The following is a 21,101-nucleotide window of genomic DNA, read 5'->3' as shown; positions in this document are numbered from 1 at the left end:
CATAATGTAATGTAAATCCGCTGGAATATCTATAACAACAGCCCTCATAGTTTTTTTCCTCACCAAAAGGAGGAATAGATCATGGGTTTTGCTGGTTGTGGTGGCTTCGGCGGCGGCTTCGCCTTACTGATTGTGTTATTTATCTTATTAATCATAATCGGTTGTAGTTGTTTTGGAGGTGGATTTGGCTGCTGATGCTAAGAGAAGGCGCTCAATTCGAGTGTCTTTATTTATTTGTCCAGTACTTTCCCCTTACTTCACTACAAAATGAAATTTTTGTTTTAATCCCTTCGCAATTCCATGAATAAATTACAGTCGAACCCTTTCGAAGAATGAATCATATAGTGATTTAAGCAATCCCTGATAAAGTAGGTGAAAATATGCCGTCTGTTGTTGGGAACTTAGTCGTTCAAAATAGTAACGGTTCTTTTAACTTAGGAGACTTCTATAATGTATCTCCGAAAGAAAATACGAAAGCTTATAACGGATCCGGTTCATCTAACGTTGCTTTTGTTCTTAATACCTTTAACGGTATAAGCGGTACGAATACATTTGATTCAGATGTAGCTGATCAAAATCAAATTGGAACAGCCTAAAATTATTTATCCTTTTCTCTCCACTGCAAAATATTTCAAATCCCTTTTATACTACAGCTAGTTTCAGCTAATTTTAGCGAAGCGACCCCATATTTCTTTTGTAGAGCAGTTAGCTTTTGCTAGCTACTCTTTTTATTGAACTTGTACCACTTTCGTTTTCCTTCATTACGATAATCCTCAAACGGATCAAATTTTACTGACATGAATAAGTTTCCATTAAACAGCTATTATTTTTTATTATTATTTACTATAAATTGTATTCAGTTCCATACGGAATCGTTGAAAAAGATATTCCATATTGTGTAATATGCATTGGGTAATAATATTGCAATGGATAATAAGGTTGCATACTTTGTTGCATTTGTTGCGCCTGTTGCTGTGCTTGTAATGTTTGTTGAACAGCTTGAATTGTACTTTGCGCTCCACTAGACGTTACACTAGCACCATACCCAGCAGGAATTCTCATTTGGTTGTTAAGATAAGGATAAAACATTATTATTCAACTCACTTTCGTATAAGTGACTACAAAATATGTTATGAAGATTAATTTTGGAAAGTGTTAAGTAAAACGAATTATCTAATTCGTTACCTCCCTACCAAATAACGCTTTTGTTATAAAACTTAACACTCGTATCCAATAACAAGAGCTGTCGTTCCCACCCAAAGACCTTCCTTCTGCCATTGCCGCTTTAATTTCGAAACATACGAACCGCTACGGTCAAACATAATGCTAATCTCTATATCTGGAATGCCTTGCTCATTCAACTTCCGAACAAATTCCGGCGTCAATCCTGCTGGCGTATTCTTCTTTAGGCCACGTCGATTTCTCTCTCCAGAATCAAAATACCGCCCCAACTGGAGTAATTCCACGCCAGTTGGGCAAGTAGGACAAACAGTGACATTAAAACTTTCTTCAGATGATTTGTTATATACGCATCGTCTACATTTCTGCTCAATAATGTCTCCAATTTCGTATGTGAGTTTTGTACGTTCCTCTTTTGTCAGTTTCATGATGGTCACCTACAAGACAGCTTCGAGAGCCATCCCTAATGCTTGTGACTTACCTTGAAATTCAAGACGGATTGAGCACTCATTTTCCAGTTCGGTATGTGATATTTGAATCTGCTCGTGTAACTTCTTGATTTCCGCCCGCTGTTCAAAATCTGTTTCAGTGATGGCGCTAAACTCATTTTTCAAGGAATTGTAATCTTCCTCGAGATCACGGAATTGCTTCTGATAAAATTCTGTATATTCTTCTACCTGCAGACGAAGTTTTGTTTCTGCAACCAACTCTTTCTCATGTTATAAAAGAATTTCATGAACCTAAGACTTCTTCCGGAAAACGATTAATTGTTCTTCCTGAAATTACATTACATGCTCTAGAAGAACAACTTGGCCGAATTAATACGGACAAAGAACGCTATAGTAGTGGAATATAATGACTTCGATTTAATCTGTTCCACATCTAACAGGCATCCCTGCAATTTCAAAAGTTTGACACATTTGTAGAAAAAGCTTATAAAGAAAAGTGAAGTCCCTGATATTCGCTTCAATAATCTTCGGCACACTCACACAACATTCATGCTCAAACAAGGTATCCATCCGAAAATTGTAAGTGAGCGATTAGGACATAAAAGAATAGGCATCACATTGGATACCTACTCTCACGTTGTACCAGGTCTTCAAGAAAAAGCTGTAGAAGATTTTGCAAACAATCTATTTCAAAAACACTAATGTTTGCAAATACGAGTTTTGCATAAAAATACTAGCAAATTCCTCTAACATTGAAAGGAGTCAAAAACATGAAAGAAATCAAGTCTGAACAAGAGTTTCGCGATCTTATCGCAAAGGAAAATCCAGTAGTCGTTAAGTTCTTTACAACATGGTGCCCAGATTGTGTACGTATGGATAACTTTATCGATGATGTAATGGAAGAGTTCAATAAATTTGAATGGTATTCCATTAATAAAGATGAGTTCCCAAGTATCGCTGAAGAATATCAAGTAATGGGAATTCCAAGTTTATTAGTGTATCAAAACGGTGAAAAACTTGGACATTTACATAGTGCAAATGCAAAGACAGAAGAGCAAGTTACTGAGTTTTTAGAAGTATATTAAAATGGTATAAATAGCATACAAAAAGCGCTTAGGTATATCTAAGCGCTTTTTTTGTCTTTTTTATGAGCGAACTTTTTTTGCCCTCACGAAACAATGTTCTCTCTTCCTTAAAAAGCTAAAAGTACACAACAATGTTTGTATAGACCCACACGACTTTCATTTGGTACGCTTATACATAGAGAATCTTTGAAGGAAAGGTGAGTGAAAAACATGGATTCACTTTCTAACAAAGCTGCTGATAAAGGGGCAATGCTAAGCATTGCTGCATATATTTTTTTATCAACCATTAAAATTGTAATAAGCTACATAACTGTTTCTAGCGCACTACGTGCAGATGGTCTTAATAATTTAACCGATATTGGAGCATCACTAGCTGTTTTAATTGGATTAAAAATTTCTCGAAAGCCTCGCGATCTTGATCACCCATATGGTCATTCACGAGCTGAACAAATCGCTTCACTCGTCGCGTCCTTTATCATGATGACTGTCGGATTAGAAGTTATTGTGAATGCTGTTCAATACTTTTTCAAAGAGGAACAAACGACACCCAATTTACTTGCAGCTTGGGTTGCTTTATTTTGTGCCGCTGTTATGTATAGCGTATACATATATAATCGCAAAATTGCAAAGCAAACAAAAAGTAAAGCTCTAGAAGCTGCAGCGAAGGATAATTTATCTGATGTTCTCGTAAGTCTTGGGGCAGTTGTTGGTATTTTGGGGTCACAGTTTCAGATGCCTCTTCTTGATCCAATTGCAGCACTTATCGTTGGTATGATTATTTGTAAAACTGCATGGGACATCTTTAAAGAAGCATCGCATATGCTAACAGACGGTATTGACCCAGACAATATGGAAAAATACGTTGAAACAGTAAAAACAATTGCAGGCGTCGAACACATTGTGGACATTCGAGCACGAATGTATGGAAATAAAACTTATGTTGATATTACAATTGAAGTAGATGCACACATGGATGTAAGTGAAAGTCATCGTATTACCGATGAAATTGAAGAAAAGTTGCACCACAATCACAATATTTGGTACACACACATTCATGTGGAACCAATGCAAAAAGAACCTATGCTCACATAGGTTCTTTTTGCATAAAGTGAAGCTTTCATCATTCCATCCTGCGATTGCTTACTATCTTGATACAGAAGATTTACTATCCGCTGAGTATGGGATAAATGTTTGATGAAACATGATACACAAAACAAGCCAACTTCCCCCAGCAGCCCAACCTGCTAAAATATCAGAAGGATAATGTACACCTAGATATATACGACTGATAGAAATTGAAAAAATAAGAAAACAGGAAATGAAAATAAGTAATATTTTTTGATGCAATTGTAGACGGTGTTCGGTAATCGTAATATATGCAATAAACCCAAGAAATGTAACAGCATTCATCGAATGTCCGCTCGGAAAACTGTAACCTGTCGCAGTAACAAGTTGTGATATATCAGGCCTTGGTCGTTCATACCATAGTTTTAACATATAGTTCATATAGCGCGAACCGTAAAAATTTATCATTAACAAGATTGCTGTCATATATCGTCTTCGAATCAAGAAATACATAAGCAGAATAAACAATACAGGAAAATATACCTTTTTTGATCCAATATAAGACATCCATATAAAGTAAGAAGTAAGATATTCATTACGAAAGCTTTGTATATAATTACTCACTGCATTATCAAACTGATCAATGAAAGGTGTTTGATAAGAAAAAGACAACTCGATAAAACAAATGAGCAAAACAAATAGTAACGTATATAAATGTCGATATCTCTTCATCTGCATAACCTCACTATATAGAAATGGAGGGGATGTCTTATTTTCCCCCTCCACTTCTTTTTTATGCATGCATTATCGAGAAATATAATTGTTAATTTTTTGCTGCATTGTTGGAATGTCTTCACGCTTCACTGTGAAACGTAAAACTTTTTCGTCCATCTCTAGAGCTTCAGCAAATAATCCAGCAAGGCCTCGTGCTTTTCGATCTACTTCCATCACAATTTCTAGACTATCGTACGAGCGCGGTATGATAAGCATCTCTAATTCATCGAGCTTTCCGTAATATTGTCCAGATACAGGAACAAATTCAAATTCTTGTGCAAATGGTACGTGATCACGCAAACGATATGGAAGTTCTTCACATTCCGCTTGACGAAGACGAAATCCAAGATTTTGGACTGCATCTAACACACTTTTTAACAATATATTTGGAAGTACTTGAATATAATCACGGTCACTCGGGTCAATACTGCGTTTAATATCTAGACCAGTATGCACCCAAACGGTTTTCATACCAAATGTTAACGGTACTTCAATCGGCATTGGAAAAGAAAATGGGATTTCTCGTTTTTCGTTTATTCCAATTGTAATTGGAGTTGTTAAACGAACTTTCTTTAAATCATATGTTGAACTCATTTTTTTATCATCCACTTCACGAATATATGTAGTCGATAACGTTAAATAAATACTATCAATTTCTTGTTCTACCGATCCACCAGTAATATGTACAACCCCTGTAATTTCTTCCCCAATGAGCCACTCCTCTTGTGTTAACACAGTATCAACTTTTGCACTACCAATACCAACACTTGCTAAAAACTTTTGGAACATGTATTCCCCATCCTTTCTATTATACAACGCACATCTTCTATTAGCTCTTGTACACTTTCATAATACGGCTCTTTCATTTGCAGCATCCGCATGATTACATCACAACTATTTACTGATAATGTTAATTCTTTATACCAAGGCTGCTCTTCTTTTGAAGATTCATAACTAGAATACAACAAAAACAAAACAAAATGACCTAAGGCATAAAAATCACTACGATAATGAATTTCACGCATATACGCTTGTTCACCTTCATAAGATTGAGCACGTTCATCATGTTCACCAATAAATCGAGCTAATCCAAAATCAATGATAGATATATCATCATCTCTCATTAAAATGTTAGGAATTCGTAAATCCCGATGAACGATACCTTGACTATGAAAATAGGAAACAATATGAAGCACTTTATATAAAATAAGAAAAGTTTCTTTCTCTGTATACATTTCTCCATCTCGAAAAATAAAATCCTCAAATGTTTTCCCACACATTTCCTCCATCACAAAAAATGGTTCTTTTCTCCATATAAAACTATGAAAGAAACGAGGAATTGCATGGTGCTCTAACTGCTGTAAAATGGCTTGTTCGTATGTGAACGATTCCCTTCCTGATGCATACCTCTGTTTACTTTTTCGAAGCTGTTTTAATACTTTGTTCTCACCAGACAGCATGTCAGTAACAAGATATGTAAAACCATAACTTCCCATACCAAGAGTACTCTTAATTTGGTACCGCTGTGCAACGACAGTATCAATGGACAGCGGTCGATCAAACCATGTCAATATTTTACGAAAAGTCATCAGCTACTAGAGAAAAAACTATGGCTTTTATGTTTTCTTTTATAATGGTGATGTCCATATTCATGAGATGGGCGACGCTTGTGATAATCGCTACTAGAATAAGAACGATGTCTATGATGATAATCACTACTGGAGTAAGAGCGATGCTTATGCTTATTTCCTAGTAAAGAATCAATAATTTTTTTGATCATCTCTTCACCTCTTCAAAAAATTTTCACTTTTATTATACCAAATACAACACGATATAGTTATAGCTGTTTTATAAAGTGAAACTTCCATCAGTGGGGATTTTTTTCATCCCCCACCTATCGTCTTCACTTTTCTCAGAATCTTAAGGTGAGGGTCTTACTGCCCACGAATAGCGGGATAAACATGGACAAGCCATATACGATATAAAAAACGACGAGTCTGTCCCGTCGTTACTTTCATTCATCATCTTCATCAAATATTTCATCAATCATACATTTTTCTAACAAATAATCGAACGCAATATCTGCAAGATCTTCAATTTCTTCGCGCTTTGGTACATACCCTCTCACAATTAATTGCTCATAAAAAAATTCCGCAATTTCTTCCGTATCAATCACGACTTCTATTTCCTTCATGAGCATCACCCCTTTAATTCTGTTTTATGAAAAAAAATAGAAATTATGTATAAGAATAGAAAAACATTTTTCTTTTCATACTAGATATGTAGGTTATATGCAGAGAAACTTTTGCATAGGATGTAGTACAAGCTATATAAGGGAGGAAAACGCAATGAAATATAAAGAAGAAATGACGCATGCAAAAGAAGAGTTCATACATGATGATGAATGGGTGGACAAGCTTATTTCTATATTTATTATATTTTTAACGATTGTAGGCATACCATATACAGCTTATATTCTCTTTCAATTCCTTCTCTCTTTCTAGATTATTTTTTCTCAGATAATTTGATTAAATAGTTACGTACAACTTCCATCACAATCTTATATTCTTCATCTTGAAATGTTTCATATAATGTTCTGTAATCATTAAAAATATCTAATAAACCGTCGATAATTTCTTTTCGATTCGTTTTTATACTTACTTTTTTCGAGTTATTAATAGACTTTAATTTACCTAGATCAAGCTTATTCATTCCCGCCTTATCTTGCTTTAACCTCTTTAAAATTGCATTTGCTGTTTGTGCATTCGCAATAAGCGTCAAATCTGATTCATCCGCTTCTAGCCACTCACCATCAGTAATACGTGATAATTCATAAATCGTGTCTTCCCAAGCATCATTTTTATAACGCCATACTTCCGTCCGGTATCCAACAACACGGAATACATCTTTTTCATAGCCTGTTACTTGAACAAGATCGCCAAATGTAAATTTATAGCGCAGTTCAATCCATTCTAATTCGCCATCTTTCACCTCTTGTTCTGTCACAAGCTGCAGTGTATGTTCTACGTAAAATCCATCGTGATTGTTCACTTCATATACATAAACACCATCTAGCATTTTTATATTTATGATTTTTCTACTTTTATTGGCTCGATTTTTTCTTCTTAAAACTCCTTGAAGATATCCGTATCCTTTAACTTTGAGTAAAGCTCCAGCATCTTCTTTATACCCTCTGAATCAGCAGAATATTCATTCATCTTTACCCGTATCGCTCCTTAATATAATTATAAAACATAAAAGAAAACCCGTACACACAGAATATGTACGGGTTCAACTTACTTTCTCATTATCATTTTTATCTTCACTTTTACGTTCTTGTTCATCTTCTAGTTTAATTTCTTGTGCCAATTCAAGGAGAGCTTTTGCTGCTTTACGAGCATCAAATTTTCCAATTTCTTTGTATTTAAAATTCATGATGCTTCTCACCTCTGCCGATATGATATGCGAGACATTTTGTCTGTGTTCTTTGTCCCTATCGGTTTTCTATCGAGAGAATGGGAAATGTAAATCAAGAACTAAAAAACATAAAAAATAAGCCTCTCGTAGGAAGCTTATTTGTAATCTATTGTTTAGTTTTTAAGATCACCTGATTTAATTAAGGCTTTTTCAACTTCATCATCAAAGGTGTTTCTTTAATAAATCATTTTATTTATTTTTTTTAAACTGACTAATCATTTGCACTTTTACGGCTTTTTCCTCCTATTTCATCCTTTCAACCAATATAAAATATCTTTTATTCAATTCACTAAATATTATATGACATAATTAACTTCAACTGAGTTTGAGCGGTTTCTTTAATACCGAAGACCTAATGTCTACTAGACATTGAATTCCCCCCCACCTACCGCTTCGCACTTGAGGTTGGTGTCTTCTCACTAGATATGATAAAACGGTATAAGATTTCATAAAACAGAAATAATACCGGTGTATGTAGTAATTATTAAATTAAAGGGGAGAAATGAATATGCCTACTAATAAGTGGAATAATTCCAAAAAAGAGTCAGCATCAAGAAAAAGCCAAAACATTGATGAATTGAATGATACAGAAGAGGTAAGCATGCAAGATGGAGATGGTATTTCAATTTATTGGGGCGACGAATGGAATATAGAAAAAGGTGAAGAGAAAAAGAAGAAGTAATTTTCGAGGGTTATTCGTAAAGAAGAATCCTTTTTACTTCAACAGAGTTTAGATTAATTGGTAACTTTCGGGAATTTTACCTAAAACCGCTTATAAATTGGAATAAACCGTGTATAATTAATAATGTGAGAGATAATAAATGAAGTTTTAACCAAAGGGTTCTATCAATTTCGATAGAGCCCGTTACTTATTTTGGACTATGATAAGTCTTAAAACGTCCTCAATACTCAGTGCTACACTCTCCACATTATATAATTCAACAGTGATTCTCTAAAGTTTTCTAAGAACCATTCCGCAATCTTATCAATTTATAACCACTCAATTTCTATTGTAGCTGCTTCTCTCGGTCTTGTCGTATCATAATTTGCTTCTGTATTACTACTGAACCATATCTTTTTTATAAATTTCTTCAAAAAAGTATTACATGATTCTGCTTTAAGCTCTTCTAATTTATCTAATTTTTTAATAGCATCTTGCAATCTTTCCTGTTCTTCATCCGTATTAGACAAATTCTCAATTTTAATATCAATGAGCTCCATTTGTTGCTTAACTTGTTTGATTTGTTCTTCGTTTTCTTCACGCATTTCATAAAACTCAGTTCTCGTAATCTCTCCATCCATCCGCATTTCTTTAAGATTCCGTTGACGTTTATTAAATCTATCTATTTGTTTCTCTAAAGACTCTCTTTGAATTAATAGTTTCTTTTCTATCTCTGTCGTATCAAGAGATTTCAACATTTTCAGCTCTTGTTCAAAAGCTGGTTTCATTTCTTTAACCTTTTGTAATACAAATTTCTCAATTGGATTATATTTGAATCCTCGATCCCTACATTTATTATTATCAACTTTATAGATACATGATTTTATATAATCCACATCATTTCCATCACATTGAATATATCTTTTCCTTTTACAGCAATTACAGTAAATTAAGCCTTGAAGTTTTCTTATAGATTTCGCTTTGTTAAAGAAATTACCAGTCGTATTTTCTGCCAATATCTCCTGCAATTCTAAAAATGTTTGCTTGCTTATAATCGGTTCATGAGCATTTTCAACAAATACTTCATCAACCACCCTACCGTTAACTCGTCTGCACGCTTGAACAACTCCATAATAAACGACATTTCTTCTGATTTGACTAACATGTGCTGATGTGAGAACTTTACCATTTCTGCTTCTCCATCCGAAAGTATCTAACTGTTTTGCAATTTCGTTAGCACTAACTCGTTCTAATGTCTTTTGAAAGATAAAGCGAATGATTTTAGCTTCATCTTCAACTATCTCTAATCGTTTTTCTTCATTCTTCTTGTATCCCAAAGGAATTTGATTTGACATCGTCCATTTCCCTTGTTCTGCTGCTGCTAATCGTCCTCTTCCCAAACGTTTACGAATTTGTTTATATTCAAAGTTTGCCATCATTGCTTGAAAGGAGAACAGCATTTCATTGCTTTCCTGCGACAAATCAATTGCACCTTGAGGAGTCAAAATTTTGATATCATGAAGAATGAGCATCTTTTTAATTTCTTCAGCATGAGCGTTATCACGAGAAATTCTGTCTATGTCCATTACAAGGAGAGCGTCATAATCATCTAATCTGCTTAATAGTAAATTCAATTGAGGTCTGTCAGTATTAACTCCGCTTGAAATTTCTTGATAAATGTCGTAAGTTAATTTCTGCTGTTTTGCAAGCTTCGTTAGAGCATTTCTATGGTTAGATAAAATTTCATCTATGTTTAGTTGCTCTTCGTTTCTGGATAAACGTAAATAAATCGCGGCTAATCCCATTTACTTCACCTCTTAGTCTATGTATTGGGAATGATTCCACATTATTAACCGAATAAAAATAGAAAATTAACATTTGTGACTTTACCGACTGTACCATATAACGTAATCACGACTATATCTCCTATATTATATTTGGGCTGCTTTTTTCTCATCATTTCTCTCTCTCCTTTTGAAGTCGTGATTTTAAGTATGTGACGCTAACAGTATATGCCAGCCACTACAAAAACGCTTATCACATGAGGTTGTATAATTGAATATTTTTTTATAAGGTGAAACTTCCATCAGTGGGGGTTCTCCATCCCCCACTGATGAAAAGCTCTCACCAATCGGGCTTTTACGGGTAGTTATCCTCCACCTATTATTGTTTTATAATAAAGTTTGATTAAAATGACCTCTTCCTTTATCCGTAAAAGATCAGTTTTTATTTTTTGACAAAAGGATGATGTAACATATGTAGGATTTTTAAGAATAAATAGCTCCCTCAAAAAAGAGGCATACATTTCACGAATAATAAAATCGTTTAAAACAATGGTGTTGGATTAGAATTTGAATCCATAAATTCTATTTTCCTATTTATCTGTAAAATAGTGGTATAAATAAGCAAAGTATGAATTAATTTTAGAGGTGATTATTACATGGGTTCAAAAGAAACACCAAAAGAAAAAAGAGAACGCTTAAGACAAAACGAATTAAAAAATAACCCTACAGGTTCTCTTAATGAAGGATTAAAAAGAGAAGAAAATGGTAATTTAGTTGATTTATCTGGTTGTATAGATTGGAAAGGTACAGGTTTATTAATTTTAGTGTTAGTTTTAGGATTTATTATATACAATTGCATTTTTCGTTAAAAGGGGAAGGTTCGTTAGAAGTTAGATGATTACTTAATTAAGTAGTATACCCAAAATATAATATTTAAAATTCCTAAAATTCACTTTAATTTCTTTAGGTGGGGGTCTTACTGCCCATTAATGCGGGATAAAAAAAATACACTCCGCTATTGGAGTGTACATAACACAAATTGAAAATGATTAGTGATAAAACGGCCTATGGATAGACATTTCACTCTATCGTTCTTGCATATATAATTCCCATGCACGATCAAAAATGGCCATGCTTTCTAGTGAACCGCTTAATTCCAAATATGAACTAATCTCATCATAATCCTCCGATTGTTTTGGAAAACTATGGTCCTCATACATTGTTTCCGCCAAGTCTGAGAGTTCATCTTTCAGTAAAGAAGCACGGTGCTTCATCATATAATGATAAAATGACTTTTTCAACAATATTCCCTGCCTTTCTAACTTGGCTACATTATACAAGGCCAACAAGAAAAAAACCAGCATAAAAATGCTGGTTAAAAATCAAAATAATTTCGCTTTAATAAACGTGGACGCTCCATGAGCTCTGTATAAGTGACTTGTTTTGGCAAATCTTTCGTATAAATCAAAAAGAGCTGATCTTCAATTTCTTTCACAATATCCTCTGATTGATAATGCATTCCGCAATTTTGGCATGCGATACAAGGTGTTTCTTCAATTGCAACTGTTTTTGTTCCGTCTGGTAATTCCCAGTATACAGTGTTTACACTCTCAATTGCTTCCTCACCTTCACACCACATACATCTCATACTGCATCTCCCTCAGTTTTCGTGCTCTCATCTAGTTTTGCCATTTGCGCTTGATATTTTTTATCCTTCAACTGGTCACGCTTGTCACGTTTATCTTTTAATGAAGCATGTTCTGTACTTGTTTCGTAATCTTTACGGCGATTCATACGCTGCAAGCCTTCTGGTACAAGGTTAAACTTCTTATCGCTCATCAGCCCTGCGATTCCAACATCAGAACGTTTTTCTTCGTAAGTTGGATAAATTTCTTTAAAGTATCCTTCCGCTCTGCCTGCCACATAATTCTCTGGCTCTGGATACGTTGTAATTACACCTTCAAAGTTACGAAGAACAACTTTATCAGCACTTTGTGAAATAATGTAGTTTGGCTGAACGGCAATTTTACCACCGCCGCCCGGTGCATCTACAACAAATGTTGGAACTGCATAACCAGACGTATGTCCACGTAACCCTTCAATAATTTCAAGACCTTTGGAAACTGGTGCGCGGAAATGACCAATTCCTTCTGATAAGTCACATTGATAAATATAGTAAGGACGCACGCGAATTTTTACTAAATCATGCATCAATTTTTTCATAATCGGTACGCTATCATTAATACCTGCTAAAATAACAGCTTGGTTACCAAGTGGCACACCTGCATTTGCAAGCATTTCACAAGCAAGTTTTGATTCTTCCGTGATCTCAATAGAAGTATTAAAGTGTGTATTTAACCAAACTGGATGATATTTCTTAAGAATATTGCAAAGATTTTCTGTAATACGCTGCGGAAACACAACAGGAGCTCTCGTTCCAATACGGATAATTTCCACATGCGGAATTGCACGTAAATTCTTTAAAATGTACTCTACAATATTATCGTTAATAAGAAGACCATCACCGCCAGAAATTAAGACGTCGCGTACTTGCGGCGTTTCGCGAATATACGCAATTGCATCGTCTAATTGCTTCTTCGGAACACCCATTCCAATTTGTCCACTAAAACGACGGCGTGTACAATAGCGACAATACATAGAACATTGGTTTGTTACTAAGAAAAGAACACGGTCTGGATAACGATGTGTTAATCCTGGAACTGGTGAATCTTCATCTTCATGAAGCGGATCTTCTAAATCATACTTCGTTTTATATAACTCCTCTGAAATCGGTACTGATTGCATACGAATCGGACAACGCGGATCATCTGGATTCATAAGGGATGCATAGTATGGTGTAATGTTTAATGGGATTGTTTTTGTTGAAATTTTAACACCTTCTTCTTCTTCCGGTGTTAAATTGATAACTTTCTTTAAATCATCTAATGTTTTAATTGTATTTGTTAATTGCCAAATCCAATCATTCCATTGCTCCTCTGTAACATCTTTCCATAATTCAATCTCTTTCCAATGACGATTTGGTTTATATACGTCGTGTAACATTGCAATTCCCCCTTTTTTTCAAACGCTCGCTATTTATTAAAGCAATAATCATGCCAATTATAACTATTAAATTTAAATTTCTATTTATCTCTACTAGTACAACCTTGCTATTACACGTTTCTTTACTATAAAAATATCATTTTATACAAAAACAAAATAAAAATAATTAACAGAAAAAACAGAGTTTTCTTTACTTTCTATATATGTAAGCACTCATTTATTGGTGCAAATGCACAAAAGCTGCCAATTATTCGGCAGCTTTCGCATTTTTATTTAATTTATACTGTAAAGTTTGTCTTGGAATGCCTAACAACTTTGCAGCTTGTAGAACATTTCCTTTCGTTTCTAACATTGCTTGTTCAATTAATTCTTTTTCCGTTTCATGAAGTGCCTCCCGCAGCGGTAATATCGGCTTTTTCTGCGGATGCGGCACTTGTCGAAACGAACGTGGTAAACAAGATAACGTGAGTGTTTTTCCTTCTGTAACAATGACCGCATGTTCTATCATATGCTTTAATTCACGCACATTACCTGGCCAATGATACTGAAGCAATTGCTTTTTCGCATCTTCATCTATATCGATCACATGCTTTGTATATTCCATGTTATAGGCCTTCAGAAAGTGCGGGACTAACAATAAAATATCTTCTTTTCTCTCGCGAAGCGGTGGAATAAATAAAGAAAACACATTTAATCGATAATATAAATCCGTACGAATTTTATTTTCACGAAGGCACTCATCCGGCGGCTGATTCATTGCTGTAATAACGCGTACATCAACCTTTCTTGTTTTGTTATCACCGATGCGGCGAATGACACCATCTTCCAATACCCGAAGCATTTTTGCTTGTAAATCTAAAGGCATCGAATTTAATTCATCTAAAAATAACGTACCACCATCCGCAAGCTCAAATAACCCTGCGCGTTCTATGGCACCTGTATAACTACCTTTTGTTGTTCCAAACAGTAAACTTTCAAGTAATGATTCTGGCAAAGCAGCGCAGTTTTGAGCGATAAATGGATTATTTCTTCTTTTCGAAGCTTCATGTATCGCTTGAACAAACAGCTCTTTTCCCGTTCCTGTTTCACCATAAATGAGTACGTTCGCATTAGTGGTAGCAACCTTGTGTGCAAGCTGTTTCGTCTGCAAAAAGCGCTTATCATTTGTTATAATCGTATCAAATGCTACATGCCTCTGCTGTGTTTTTTTCGCTGGTGATCGCCTCATTTTTGACTGCAAATCAGCAATACTTTCTGTCAGCTTTTGAATGGTAGAGTAATCTTTTGCAATCTCAACAGCGCCAGCAATGCGCCCTTCTATAAAAATCGGAAGCGTTGTATTTACCGTATAAACATCTTTCCCACTTTGATTTTGATATCGCTGCACTTGATGTAGGATTGGCTTTTTCATTTGCAGTACCTTTAGTAATGTACTCGTTTCTGGCGTTAACGAAGGAAACGCTTCCAATAAATACTTACCAAGTACATCTTCTACATTTGATCCGTCATGTTTTGCTGCTACTGTGTTATAAAAAATCGTAACCCCATTTTCATCTACTGCATGAATAGCTTCATCAATACTACTTAAAATCGCTTCAATCACTTCTTGTGTTGAAATCGCCAGCAACGCATTTCCCTCCTTTGCTAAAAAATCAGCAATATCGTGCCGAATTTTTAGCACCTACCGGTAAAATGAAACTCCCATCAGCAAGGGCTTTTCATCCCTAACTTATGGAAGTTGAATAAATTGATTCTTTATGAACCTTTATTTCTATTCTGTAATGTCTATTAAATACGAGATAAAGTGAAACTTCCATCGGTGGGGGTTTTTTTCATCCCCCACCGATGGTTAGTTGAACCAATCGGGCTTTTACGGGCAGTTATCCCCCACCTAGCTTCTTCGGATTCCTCACAATCTTGAGGTGGGGGTTCTACTGCCCGTTAATGCGGGATAAAGTGAAACTTCCCTCAGTAAGGGGCTTATTGTCCGTTAGTGCGAGATAAATCTTTTACCCAAACGTTCATATCCTCTAACTTATCAAAAATATAACAGTTATTCGCCAATCTGCCTGTGTACGTATATCCAAGCTGATAAAACGCTGCATTCATACCAAAAGAAAGCGACCGTGCAATTGTATACGAACAAAAAATAGATCTATCTCGCAGCTCTTCTTCTAACTTCATAAGTAAGCTTTTCATGAATCCATGCTTTCGATACTCTGGTAATGTTGCGCAATTTGTCAACTCCGCATTTCCTTCTTTTAGATTCATTTCTGCTGAAGCTGTGCTAATAATCTTCCCTTCCATTTCATACACGTAATAAATCGTATCTTCCTTCATCGTTTTCACGATATAGTCTGCTTCGTTCAAAGGTGTTGGATAAACCTCGAATACTTTTCCAAATACGTCCGCAAGCTGCTCTGCATCTTGTTCCGTCGCTTTTCGCAAAACAAACTGTGCTGGTATTTCCTTTTCGATTACTCTCTTCGCAATTACACCACTTATAATTTCATCTTCCTTCACCCACTGCACACTATTACGGCGTTCATCATCACGATATTTCACCATAAAATATGCATCATGCCCTTGGAAGTATTGCGGAATACTAGCTTCAAGCATAAAGCCAAGAGAGAGCCACGCAGGAACGTGCTCTCTTTTTCCTTTTATAATTAATTTAGTGAAAGAATGAGAGTTTGCGAGTTCTTCCACTTTACGCATTACTTGCTCAACATTTCCTTTATAATGATCAACACGAATACGCTTATTAAAATAATCTAACGAACATTCTAATGTATAGTCCTTCGTCTGCTCTGCAAATTCTTCATAATATTTCATTCGTCCACCTCGCACCAGTCTAGTAATGTACATGCAATAATCTTTGCCGCCGCAATCATTTTGTCAATTTCAATATATTCATCTGGATAATGGGCAACTTTCGTTTCACCTGGACCAAACACGATAGTTGGAATATTCGCAATTTGTGTAAATAAACCACCATCTGTTCCCCATGGCGATGCCTCAACAATCGGCTCTGTGCCTTCAATATGCACAAAATTGTCCTTCAGAGTTGTAATAAGTGGATGCTTTTCCTCTAATTCACCTGGAACCCAGCGTGCGCCAAACCACTCTACTTCTACTGGGTGCTCTATGAACCATGGATCTACTTTATTTAATTGTTCTACCCAATTTTCAAACTCTATTTTTGCACCCTCCATACTTTCATTCGGTGCAACACCGTATCTGCCTTCTAAAGTAAGGAAATCAGGAACAGAACTCGGCCAACTGCCACCTTCAATTTTTCCAATATTAATCGGAATCGGAATTGGAATTCCTTTATATAACGGATCTGTAATCCTTTCATTTCGTTTTGCTTCTAGCTTTCTCATATGCTCTACAACAAGCATACTTTTCTCAATGGCACTCACACCTTCATAGCGCGTACCACCATGAGCAGCTTTCCCTTTTACGAATAAACGAAACCACATTGAACCTTGTTGTTTCGGGAAAAATTTCATGTTTGTCGGCTCTGGGATAATTACACCATCCGCCTCGTAACCTCGTAAAATTGCCGCAAGCGTACCTGCGCCGCCGCTTTCTTCTTCTATTACACTTTGAAAATATACATCTCCTTTTAAATGAATCCCCGTTTCTACAATTGCTTCCATCGCCAGCATGAGCGCAACATTTCCGCCTTTCATATCTGTTGTGCCGCGTCCATATATACGATTCCCAATTTTTTCTCCTGCATATGGATGGTGCTCCCACTGGTTCAAATCTCCTTCAGGTACAACATCAATATGCCCATTTAAAATCATTGACTTTCCGCCGCCGCTTCCCTTTAATGTTGCCACTATATTCGGACTATCAGTAAAGTTTGTACGCGGTGAAACGAAATATGGATGATCTTTCATTTTCGTAAATGAAGGTTCCCAAATATCCAAATCTAAACCAAGTTCACGCAATTTTTCAATCACAACTGCCTGCGCGCCGCTTTCATCCCCGCTCGTACTTTTCTCTTGAATTAAACGTTTTAATAATTTCACACTCATATTTTCATGAGTTTCAATATATTCACACACTTGTTTTTTATATTGCTCCAATTATTACATCCCCTTTCATTCAATTACTAGTAAAGATGGACTCACATGAAAAGCAGCTTCTGTGCATTTTTTTACATCTTCTACTGTGTATGGACTCATCAATTCTTGCAGCACTAAACCTTCTGGCGTTACTTCCATTACTGCCATGTCTGTAATAATTACATCCACACATCGTTTTGACGTAAGCGGAAGTGTACACTCTGAAACAATTTTCGCATTCCCATATTTATCAACGTGATTCATCACAACGACAACACGCTTTGCCTTTTGTGCTAAATCCATCGCCCCGCCAATACCTGGTACACGCTTACCTGGTACAATCCAGTTTGCTAAATCTCCGTTTTCACTTACTTGCAATGACCCGAGAATTGTAATATCAAGCAACCCTTTTCGAATCATCCCAAATGCCATGCTGCTGTCAAAATAACTAGCCCCGTCAATAATCGACGTTGGCAATCCAGCCGCATTACATAAATTTTCATCCTCTTCGCCCTTTACTGGTGTCGGCCCCATACCAACAATGCCATTTTCCGCATGAAACATAACATGCATATCATCTGGCAAATGATTCGGAACAAGAGATGGGATGCCAATCCCTAAATTAACAATCATTCCGTTTTGAATTTCCTTTGCAGCGCGCTTTGCAATTTTATTGCGAACCTCTACTCCCATGCCCATTTCCAATTCACTCCTCCCGATGGAACAATATAATCAACAAATACACCAGGCGTTATAATCTCTTCTGGGTTCAGTGCCCCAAGCGGAACAATTTCTTCAGCCTCCACAATCGTAATATCCCCAGCCATTGCAACGTGTGGATTCATATTGCGTGCGCTTTTATCAAACACAAGATTACCAAAAGGATCTGCTTGTTTCGCAAACACGATGGACACTTCAGCTGTTAATGCTGTCTCAATTAAATATGTCTTCCCATTTATTTCAACAGTTCGTTTCCCTTCTTCTACAATCGTATCCATCCCAACATCAACAAGAACACCACCAAGCCCGACACCGCCAGCTCGAATTCGTTCTGCTAATGTACCTTGAGGAGAAAATTCAATATGCAGTCTTCCTTCATTTAATTGTCGTCCTGCATTTGGATTTGAACCGATATGCGACGTAATTAACGACTTTACACGCTCATTTGTCACAAGGCGGCCAATTCCCACATCAGGAAAACCAGTATCATTACCGATTAAATGTAAATCGGAAATTCCTTTATCTAAAATTGCTTGAATTAAAGAGGGAGGAGAACCAATACCTCCAAACCCTCCAAACATAAGTGTCATCTCATCATGAAAATATGGCATAACATCTTGTATTGTTTTTAATTTCCCAAATGTATTTGTAATAGTTGTCATACGATACTATGCCCTCCTTTTTGAACTATTTCCTCTACACTTTTCGCAAAAATATGAAGTAATTCGTCAAGCTCTTCATATGTAGTAGTAAGCGGCGGCGCAACTAACAATGCACTATCTTCCTTGCCTGCTTGTCCTGATACAGCTTGATATAAAAGAAGGCCATTTTTCGCCGCAACAGAAATAAGTTCAGATGCTTTTGTAAACGGTTGCAATTCTACTCCAATCATCAAACCTTTCCCGCGTACATCAGCAATAATTGTCGATTCTTGCTGCACCTTTTGCAGTCCTGCGATTAAATACTCTCCTTTTTCAGCAGCCGCTTCTGGTAAACGATGCTTCTCCGTATATTCAATCACCGCTAAAGCTGTCGCAGCGGAAAGTGGATTTGCACTCAATGTATGCCCACTCATTACAGAACGAGAACCGCGCAGAATTGGTTCCATCACGCGATCACTTACCATAGTTGCTGCCATCGGTGTATAGCCAGCTCCTAATCCTTTACCTAGCGTCATAATATCCGGCTGAACACCCCAATGTTCCATTGCAAACCACGTACCAGTACGGCCAAGTCCTGTCATGACTTCATCAGCAATAAATAAAATATCATAATGCTCACAAATATCCTTAATCACCTTATAATAATCCTTCGGTGGTACAATTGCTCCGCCAGCTGCACCGATAATCGGCTCAGCAATAAATGCCGCAATATGCTCCGCCCCAATACGTTCAATTGCTCTCTCTAACTCTGTTGCACATGCAAGTTGACATGTCGGATACACCTTTTGTACCGGACAGCGGAAACAATACGGTGCTGGCAATGTCGGATAATCTTCCAAAATGGAAACAAAGCGTTGCCTACGCAGCGGATGTCCAGACAATGATAATGCTCCCATCGTAATTCCGTGATAACTCATCCAGCGTGACAAAATTTTATTTTTCCCTTGAATACCGCGCTCTTGAAAATGTTGAATCGCAATCTTCATTGCCGTTTCATTTGCCTCTGTACCGCTATTAACGAAAAAGCTCCAATTCAAATCCCCCATATTTAAATCGCTAAGCTTCTTCGCAAGCTTCTCTGCCGGCTCACTCGTAAACTGCGAGCGATATACAAATGCAATCTCCTCTGCTTGCTGCTTAATAACTTCTGCGATCTCTTTTACGCCATGTCCGATACTTGCCGTAATTGCCCCTGACGAACCATCAAAATATTTATTACCGTTTTGATCATATAAATATACACCTTCTCCATGCGAAATCATCGGATAAGGTTGACCAACAAGTGGTTTAATTAAGTAATCGCGCATGACGCTTCCCCCGTTTCTTCGACTCATATGTAAATGTGAAAAAAATCGACTTTTCTCTCATAAAAAAAGAACTCTCTGCCTATGCAGTGAATCTATTAAAAAGTCATTATTATAGAATATAAAAATAAATGCATAAAAATTAAATAGAAAGAAATTTCAGAAACAAAAAAATGTAAGTAAACAATATTCTCTCTACATCCCCCTCCTACACAAACACAACCAACAACCAAAAAATCCCTCTTACTCCTCTCTTCTAAAATAACATTCGAAGTGAAAACATGCTGCTAATGTGTAAACTTCGACATTCCTCTAGTAAATCTCCTTCCTTCTTCTTCACTTTATATCGTATACTTTCAAATAAATTTAGACAAAATTCGATAAAGAAAATTCTTCCAGCAGACAACGATTTCTTCCTTTAATTCTTGAAATAGAAATCGGATTGCTTCTTAGGACAAAATATAAAAAACCCTATGGCAAAGAACCATAGGGTGGTATAGCAATCACATTTAATCCCCTAATTCGGGTTTTTCTTTTTCATCGCAGTAATACTGAGCCGATTAAAAAGCCCAGATTTGTGTTAATCCCCTAACCCGGGGTTTTTCTTTTTCATAGCACCTTCATTTTGCTGTAACGACTACAAAATACGATAAAGTTTCCCCACTTCTTCTTGAAATCTTTCTTTATTCAATTGCCAATATGGTGAAACAGCTTTCCCTTTTAAACTATGAATTCGTTGAAATATTTTACATTTTTTCACTTTCATTTTATTGTTGAAAATAAAGAAAAAGAGGCGATG

27 protein-coding genes and 1 pseudogene are annotated in these 21,101 nt (G+C 36.2%); 8 read left to right on the top strand and 20 right to left on the bottom strand.

The genetic code is table 11. From position 1 onward, the window contains the following. Positions 1-81 precede the first annotated feature (81 nt). Together CN326_RS06235 and CN326_RS06230 are read left to right on the top strand one after the other, a co-directional pair. Positions 82-195 (top strand): YjcZ family sporulation protein, encoded by a 114-nt coding sequence (locus tag CN326_RS06235; RefSeq protein ID WP_090913000.1) that lies wholly within the window; start codon positions 82-84, stop codon positions 193-195. 185 nt (positions 196-380) lie between these two features. Continuing rightward, positions 381-596, top strand: a complete 216-nt coding sequence (locus CN326_RS06230) for a spore germination protein (RefSeq protein WP_098307308.1) — start codon at positions 381-383, stop codon at positions 594-596. A 247-nt stretch (positions 597-843) separates the two neighbouring features. On the opposite strand, the gene CN326_RS06225 is transcribed toward CN326_RS06230, so the two are convergent. From CN326_RS06225 to CN326_RS06215, 3 genes are all read right to left on the bottom strand, one after another. After that, positions 844-1,089 (bottom strand): DUF3947 family protein, encoded by a 246-nt coding sequence (locus tag CN326_RS06225; RefSeq protein ID WP_141524982.1) that lies wholly within the window; start codon positions 1,087-1,089, stop codon positions 844-846. A gap of 128 nt (positions 1,090-1,217) precedes the next feature. Then, positions 1,218-1,607, bottom strand: a complete 390-nt coding sequence (locus CN326_RS06220; RefSeq protein WP_098307306.1) for a hypothetical protein — start codon at positions 1,605-1,607, stop codon at positions 1,218-1,220. A 9-nt stretch (positions 1,608-1,616) separates the two neighbouring features. Then, a complete protein-coding gene (locus CN326_RS06215) occupies positions 1,617-1,886 on the bottom strand; it encodes a hypothetical protein (protein WP_098307304.1) in 270 nt (89 codons plus the stop codon). Between the two features lie 74 nt (positions 1,887-1,960). Here CN326_RS06215 and CN326_RS25335 point away from each other — a divergent pair. The 3 genes and pseudogenes from CN326_RS25335 to CN326_RS06200 all read left to right on the top strand — a co-directional run bounded on the left by CN326_RS25335 (position 1,961) and on the right by CN326_RS06200 (position 3,805). Then, positions 1,961-2,330 (top strand): annotated as a pseudogene (locus CN326_RS25335) (tyrosine-type recombinase/integrase). 68 nt (positions 2,331-2,398) lie between these two features. Beyond that, on the top strand, positions 2,399-2,713 hold the full coding sequence (locus CN326_RS06205; RefSeq protein WP_098307302.1) for a thioredoxin family protein: 315 nt from the start codon (positions 2,399-2,401) through the stop codon (positions 2,711-2,713). Positions 2,714-2,923: 210 nt separating this feature from the next. Next, positions 2,924-3,805 (top strand): cation diffusion facilitator family transporter, encoded by an 882-nt coding sequence (locus tag CN326_RS06200; RefSeq protein ID WP_141524981.1) that lies wholly within the window; start codon positions 2,924-2,926, stop codon positions 3,803-3,805. 51 nt (positions 3,806-3,856) lie between these two features. Here CN326_RS06200 and CN326_RS06195 read toward each other — a convergent pair whose 3' ends face one another. The 5 genes from CN326_RS06195 to CN326_RS06175 all read right to left on the bottom strand — a co-directional run bounded on the left by CN326_RS06195 (position 3,857) and on the right by CN326_RS06175 (position 6,746). Beyond that, entirely contained in the window at positions 3,857-4,510 is a 654-nt protein-coding gene (locus tag CN326_RS06195; RefSeq protein ID WP_098307298.1) for a phosphatase PAP2 family protein, read from the bottom strand. A gap of 72 nt (positions 4,511-4,582) precedes the next feature. Continuing rightward, complete coding sequence (locus tag CN326_RS06190) at positions 4,583-5,341, bottom strand: sporulation protein (protein ID WP_098307296.1); 759 nt, start codon at positions 5,339-5,341, stop codon at positions 4,583-4,585. Continuing rightward, the gene (locus tag CN326_RS06185; RefSeq protein ID WP_098307294.1) at positions 5,323-6,141 is read right to left on the bottom strand and encodes a serine/threonine protein kinase; all 819 of its coding nucleotides are present in this window, start codon (positions 6,139-6,141) and stop codon (positions 5,323-5,325) included. Before CN326_RS06185 ends, CN326_RS06190 begins: the two co-directional genes overlap by 19 nt. Further along, entirely contained in the window at positions 6,141-6,332 is a 192-nt protein-coding gene (locus tag CN326_RS06180; RefSeq protein WP_098307292.1) for a hypothetical protein, read from the bottom strand. Before CN326_RS06180 ends, CN326_RS06185 begins: the two co-directional genes overlap by 1 nt. A gap of 234 nt (positions 6,333-6,566) precedes the next feature. Beyond that, a complete protein-coding gene (locus CN326_RS06175; RefSeq protein ID WP_098307290.1) occupies positions 6,567-6,746 on the bottom strand; it encodes a YozD family protein in 180 nt (59 codons plus the stop codon). 154 nt (positions 6,747-6,900) lie between these two features. On the opposite strand from CN326_RS06175, the gene CN326_RS06170 reads away from it, so the two are divergent. Continuing rightward, positions 6,901-7,056: a DUF3930 family protein gene (locus CN326_RS06170; RefSeq protein WP_098307288.1), complete on the top strand. Its 156-nt coding sequence runs from the start codon at positions 6,901-6,903 to the stop codon at positions 7,054-7,056. Position 7,057: 1 nt separating this feature from the next. Here CN326_RS06170 and CN326_RS06165 read toward each other — a convergent pair whose 3' ends face one another. Then, positions 7,058-7,630: a hypothetical protein gene (locus CN326_RS06165; RefSeq protein ID WP_098307286.1), complete on the bottom strand. Its 573-nt coding sequence runs from the start codon at positions 7,628-7,630 to the stop codon at positions 7,058-7,060. Between the two features lie 213 nt (positions 7,631-7,843). Then, positions 7,844-7,987, bottom strand: a complete 144-nt coding sequence (locus CN326_RS24535; RefSeq protein ID WP_176524538.1) for a hypothetical protein — start codon at positions 7,985-7,987, stop codon at positions 7,844-7,846. Positions 7,988-8,537: 550 nt separating this feature from the next. Here CN326_RS24535 and CN326_RS24530 point away from each other — a divergent pair. Next, complete coding sequence (locus CN326_RS24530; RefSeq protein WP_176524537.1) at positions 8,538-8,711, top strand: hypothetical protein; 174 nt, start codon at positions 8,538-8,540, stop codon at positions 8,709-8,711. 308 nt (positions 8,712-9,019) lie between these two features. On the opposite strand, the gene CN326_RS06160 is transcribed toward CN326_RS24530, so the two are convergent. After that, on the bottom strand, positions 9,020-10,495 hold the full coding sequence (locus CN326_RS06160; RefSeq protein ID WP_098307284.1) for a recombinase family protein: 1,476 nt from the start codon (positions 10,493-10,495) through the stop codon (positions 9,020-9,022). 635 nt (positions 10,496-11,130) lie between these two features. On the opposite strand from CN326_RS06160, the gene CN326_RS06155 reads away from it, so the two are divergent. Then, the gene (locus CN326_RS06155) at positions 11,131-11,343 is read left to right on the top strand and encodes a DUF6366 family protein (RefSeq protein WP_098307282.1); all 213 of its coding nucleotides are present in this window, start codon (positions 11,131-11,133) and stop codon (positions 11,341-11,343) included. 216 nt (positions 11,344-11,559) lie between these two features. On the opposite strand, the gene CN326_RS06150 is transcribed toward CN326_RS06155, so the two are convergent. From CN326_RS06150 to CN326_RS06110, 9 genes are all read right to left on the bottom strand, one after another. After that, positions 11,560-11,775 carry a YozE family protein gene (locus tag CN326_RS06150; protein ID WP_098307280.1) on the bottom strand — a complete coding sequence of 72 codons (216 nt, stop codon included), beginning with the start codon at positions 11,773-11,775 and terminating at the stop codon, positions 11,560-11,562. A 74-nt stretch (positions 11,776-11,849) separates the two neighbouring features. Next, positions 11,850-12,122, bottom strand: coding sequence for a YokU family protein (locus CN326_RS06145; protein ID WP_098307278.1), 273 nt, complete (start codon positions 12,120-12,122; stop codon positions 11,850-11,852). After that, a complete protein-coding gene (gene kamA, locus CN326_RS06140) occupies positions 12,119-13,537 on the bottom strand; it encodes a lysine 2,3-aminomutase (protein WP_098307276.1) in 1,419 nt (472 codons plus the stop codon). Before kamA ends, CN326_RS06145 begins: the two co-directional genes overlap by 4 nt. A gap of 247 nt (positions 13,538-13,784) precedes the next feature. Further along, a complete protein-coding gene (locus tag CN326_RS06135) occupies positions 13,785-15,164 on the bottom strand; it encodes a sigma-54 interaction domain-containing protein (RefSeq protein ID WP_098307274.1) in 1,380 nt (459 codons plus the stop codon). 353 nt (positions 15,165-15,517) lie between these two features. After that, positions 15,518-16,372: a putative beta-lysine N-acetyltransferase gene (gene ablB, locus CN326_RS06130; RefSeq protein WP_098307272.1), complete on the bottom strand. Its 855-nt coding sequence runs from the start codon at positions 16,370-16,372 to the stop codon at positions 15,518-15,520. Beyond that, positions 16,369-17,637, bottom strand: a complete 1,269-nt coding sequence (locus tag CN326_RS06125) for a peptidase (protein WP_098307270.1) — start codon at positions 17,635-17,637, stop codon at positions 16,369-16,371. Before CN326_RS06125 ends, ablB begins: the two co-directional genes overlap by 4 nt. Before the next feature lie 15 nt (positions 17,638-17,652). Next, complete coding sequence (locus CN326_RS06120; RefSeq protein WP_098307268.1) at positions 17,653-18,315, bottom strand: CoA transferase subunit B; 663 nt, start codon at positions 18,313-18,315, stop codon at positions 17,653-17,655. Then, a complete protein-coding gene (locus CN326_RS06115) occupies positions 18,300-18,998 on the bottom strand; it encodes a 3-oxoacid CoA-transferase subunit A (protein ID WP_098307266.1) in 699 nt (232 codons plus the stop codon). Before CN326_RS06115 ends, CN326_RS06120 begins: the two co-directional genes overlap by 16 nt. After that, positions 18,995-20,305, bottom strand: a complete 1,311-nt coding sequence (locus tag CN326_RS06110) for an aspartate aminotransferase family protein (RefSeq protein WP_098307264.1) — start codon at positions 20,303-20,305, stop codon at positions 18,995-18,997. The genes CN326_RS06115 and CN326_RS06110 overlap by 4 nt, the downstream gene beginning before the upstream one ends. Between the last annotated feature and the right edge of the window lie 796 nt (positions 20,306-21,101).

The organism is Bacillus sp. AFS018417 (assembly GCF_002560985.1).
Classification (GTDB): Bacteria; Bacillota; Bacilli; order Bacillales; family Bacillaceae_G; genus Bacillus_A; species Bacillus_A rhizoplanae.
The sequence above is the reverse complement of the archived record's forward strand: the minus strand, read 5'-3'. Positions and strand labels throughout refer to the sequence as shown.

What these genes read in the sequence shown, in the direction of transcription:
- CN326_RS06200 (WP_141524981.1), top strand. Translation starts at nt 2,924, where the DNA reads ATGGATTCACTTTCTAACAAAGCTGCTGATAAAGGGGCAATGCTAAGC.
- ablB (WP_098307272.1), bottom strand. Translation starts at nt 16,372, where the DNA reads ATGAAATATTATGAAGAATTTGCAGAGCAGACGAAGGACTATACATTA.
- CN326_RS06120 (WP_098307268.1), bottom strand. Translation starts at nt 18,315, where the DNA reads ATGGGCATGGGAGTAGAGGTTCGCAATAAAATTGCAAAGCGCGCTGCA.
- CN326_RS06185 (WP_098307294.1), bottom strand. Translation starts at nt 6,141, where the DNA reads ATGACTTTTCGTAAAATATTGACATGGTTTGATCGACCGCTGTCCATT.
- CN326_RS06225 (WP_141524982.1), bottom strand. Translation starts at nt 1,089, where the DNA reads ATGTTTTATCCTTATCTTAACAACCAAATGAGAATTCCTGCTGGGTAT.
- CN326_RS24535 (WP_176524538.1), bottom strand. Translation starts at nt 7,987, where the DNA reads ATGAATTTTAAATACAAAGAAATTGGAAAATTTGATGCTCGTAAAGCA.
- CN326_RS06170 (WP_098307288.1), top strand. Translation starts at nt 6,901, where the DNA reads ATGAAATATAAAGAAGAAATGACGCATGCAAAAGAAGAGTTCATACAT.
- CN326_RS06180 (WP_098307292.1), bottom strand. Translation starts at nt 6,332, where the DNA reads ATGATCAAAAAAATTATTGATTCTTTACTAGGAAATAAGCATAAGCAT.
- CN326_RS06230 (WP_098307308.1), top strand. Translation starts at nt 381, where the DNA reads ATGCCGTCTGTTGTTGGGAACTTAGTCGTTCAAAATAGTAACGGTTCT.
- CN326_RS06160 (WP_098307284.1), bottom strand. Translation starts at nt 10,495, where the DNA reads ATGGGATTAGCCGCGATTTATTTACGTTTATCCAGAAACGAAGAGCAA.
- CN326_RS06175 (WP_098307290.1), bottom strand. Translation starts at nt 6,746, where the DNA reads ATGAAGGAAATAGAAGTCGTGATTGATACGGAAGAAATTGCGGAATTT.
- CN326_RS06235 (WP_090913000.1), top strand. Translation starts at nt 82, where the DNA reads ATGGGTTTTGCTGGTTGTGGTGGCTTCGGCGGCGGCTTCGCCTTACTG.
- CN326_RS24530 (WP_176524537.1), top strand. Translation starts at nt 8,538, where the DNA reads ATGCCTACTAATAAGTGGAATAATTCCAAAAAAGAGTCAGCATCAAGA.
- CN326_RS06145 (WP_098307278.1), bottom strand. Translation starts at nt 12,122, where the DNA reads ATGAGATGTATGTGGTGTGAAGGTGAGGAAGCAATTGAGAGTGTAAAC.
- CN326_RS06165 (WP_098307286.1), bottom strand. Translation starts at nt 7,630, where the DNA reads ATGCTAGATGGTGTTTATGTATATGAAGTGAACAATCACGATGGATTT.
- CN326_RS06195 (WP_098307298.1), bottom strand. Translation starts at nt 4,510, where the DNA reads ATGAAGAGATATCGACATTTATATACGTTACTATTTGTTTTGCTCATT.
- CN326_RS06110 (WP_098307264.1), bottom strand. Translation starts at nt 20,305, where the DNA reads ATGCGCGATTACTTAATTAAACCACTTGTTGGTCAACCTTATCCGATG.
- CN326_RS06155 (WP_098307282.1), top strand. Translation starts at nt 11,131, where the DNA reads ATGGGTTCAAAAGAAACACCAAAAGAAAAAAGAGAACGCTTAAGACAA.
- kamA (WP_098307276.1), bottom strand. Translation starts at nt 13,537, where the DNA reads ATGTTACACGACGTATATAAACCAAATCGTCATTGGAAAGAGATTGAA.
- CN326_RS06220 (WP_098307306.1), bottom strand. Translation starts at nt 1,607, where the DNA reads ATGAAACTGACAAAAGAGGAACGTACAAAACTCACATACGAAATTGGA.
- CN326_RS06205 (WP_098307302.1), top strand. Translation starts at nt 2,399, where the DNA reads ATGAAAGAAATCAAGTCTGAACAAGAGTTTCGCGATCTTATCGCAAAG.
- CN326_RS06115 (WP_098307266.1), bottom strand. Translation starts at nt 18,998, where the DNA reads ATGACAACTATTACAAATACATTTGGGAAATTAAAAACAATACAAGAT.
- CN326_RS06190 (WP_098307296.1), bottom strand. Translation starts at nt 5,341, where the DNA reads ATGTTCCAAAAGTTTTTAGCAAGTGTTGGTATTGGTAGTGCAAAAGTT.